Below are 1,390 nucleotides of genomic sequence, written 5' to 3' on the forward strand. Positions count from 1 at the left end.
GCCTTGGCCAATCGCAATAGGATAGATGCAACGCACCCGCAATCCGCGGAAATCCGCGGGCGTCTGTCTACACTATCGGATCGGGAGCGGCAGGTGCTGGATGGACTTGTGTCGGGTCTGCCGAACAAGACAATCGCCTATGATCTGGGGATCAGCCCGCGCACTGTCGAAATCCATCGCGCCAATGTCATGAGCAAGATGGCCGCGAGCAGCCTGTCGCATCTGGTTCGCATGGCACTCATCGTGGATCCCAAGCACTAGGGCGACCGAGAGATAGAGTTGCCGATATCTGCCGGTGTCTTGTCCGGCACCCAGTCGCGCCAATGGGTCGGGTGGATGTCGAGATAGGCGCCGGTCGCGGCGTTCCTCCATCCTTTCCGCGTCTTCATGCAGGGAAATACAAGCGCATGCTCGCCATCCTCGTCGAGGACGGCCAGTTCGAGATCGCTGTCGAACGGAGCGCTTAGGATCGGCTTCCACATCCCCCTAGGATGCGCGAGATGGCATGCCTCGCCTTGATTTGAATCAGTTTTCGACACCCGAATGCAGCCTCGAGCTGGCTGCCCTGCGTCTGCCGAACCGCACCTTTTGATCGCGATCAATGTCCATCTTGGCGGTTGGGCTACTTTCCCTGCTCATAAGGAGAAACGCGATGCACGAAATCAAGGTCGATGAAGCGCTGTGGGCGTCCAGCATGCTTCCCGAGGGCATTGTGGAACGATGGGTCGTTGCCAGCGGCACCACGATCAAGGCTGGCGATAGAATAGCCGAGGTTCGAATTGAAGACGCGCTGCATGAGATCGTGTCGCCGGCAAGCGGTCGCGCGACGATCATGGCCCCCGTGAATGCCGTGATCGAACCCGGATCGGTTCTGGCAACATTGGACGATACGATCCGGGCCGACTGACGGCGCATGCCGACCACCGATCGGGCATCGCCGGCAGTGGGTCGGATGCAGGAAATTGATCCGGCGCGATGCTCACGCACTCCCGGGATTGGAAGCGAGCAATTGACATGACCCAAATGTCTCACACATCATTTTCTGGCTTTTCCCACGCCGCGCAGCAGGCTCAGCAGTGGGTCAACGAACTCGCCAGGGACCTCTGCTGGAGCGAGCCGAGCGCGTACCGGCTGCTGAAATCCGTTCTGCATACGCTGCGAGACTGGTTGTCGCCTGCGGAAACTGCCGACCTTGCGGCGCAGCTCCCTGTCTTGGTTCGCGGCATCTATTTCGAGGGTTGGCAACCAACGAAAGCACCTGCCTGCAAGCGAACGAAGCGAGACTTCATCATCGATGTCAGAAGCGGTTTCGGCTACGATGACGAAGTCGATTTCGACACTGCGATCGGTGCAGTTTTCAAGCTCCTCGATCGCCATATATCGCATGGAG

At 59.0% G+C, this 1,390-nt stretch carries 4 protein-coding genes; 3 read left to right on the plus strand and 1 reads right to left on the minus strand.

The genetic code is table 11. The features are described from left to right. Positions 1–261: LuxR C-terminal-related transcriptional regulator (locus ACXJ7R_RS32765; protein ID WP_457155417.1), on the plus strand; the 261-nt coding region annotated here is incomplete at its 5' end. Here ACXJ7R_RS32765 and ACXJ7R_RS32770 read toward each other — a convergent pair. Then, positions 258–482, minus strand: a complete 225-nt coding sequence (locus ACXJ7R_RS32770) for a hypothetical protein (RefSeq protein ID WP_457155418.1) — start codon at positions 480–482, stop codon at positions 258–260. The two genes, ACXJ7R_RS32765 and ACXJ7R_RS32770, sit on opposite strands and share 4 nt — an antisense overlap. A gap of 170 nt (positions 483–652) precedes the next feature. Here ACXJ7R_RS32770 and ACXJ7R_RS32775 point away from each other — a divergent pair, with 170 nt between their 5' ends. Both ACXJ7R_RS32775 and ACXJ7R_RS32780 read left to right on the plus strand, forming a co-directional pair. Continuing rightward, complete coding sequence (locus ACXJ7R_RS32775; RefSeq protein ID WP_457155419.1) at positions 653–907, plus strand: biotin/lipoyl-containing protein; 255 nt, start codon at positions 653–655, stop codon at positions 905–907. A 107-nt stretch (positions 908–1,014) separates the two neighbouring features. Continuing rightward, positions 1,015–1,390, plus strand: a 376-nt coding sequence (locus ACXJ7R_RS32780; RefSeq protein WP_457155420.1) for a DUF2267 domain-containing protein, incomplete at its 3' end; no start/stop codon positions are given.

The organism is Mesorhizobium sp. P5_C1, assembly GCF_054049815.1.

Excerpts from the sequence above, each read along its gene's own strand:
- ACXJ7R_RS32770 (WP_457155418.1), bottom strand. The coding sequence starts at position 482 with ATGTGGAAGCCGATCCTAAGCGCTCCGTTCGACAGCGATCTCGAACTG.
- ACXJ7R_RS32775 (WP_457155419.1), top strand. The coding sequence starts at position 653 with ATGCACGAAATCAAGGTCGATGAAGCGCTGTGGGCGTCCAGCATGCTT.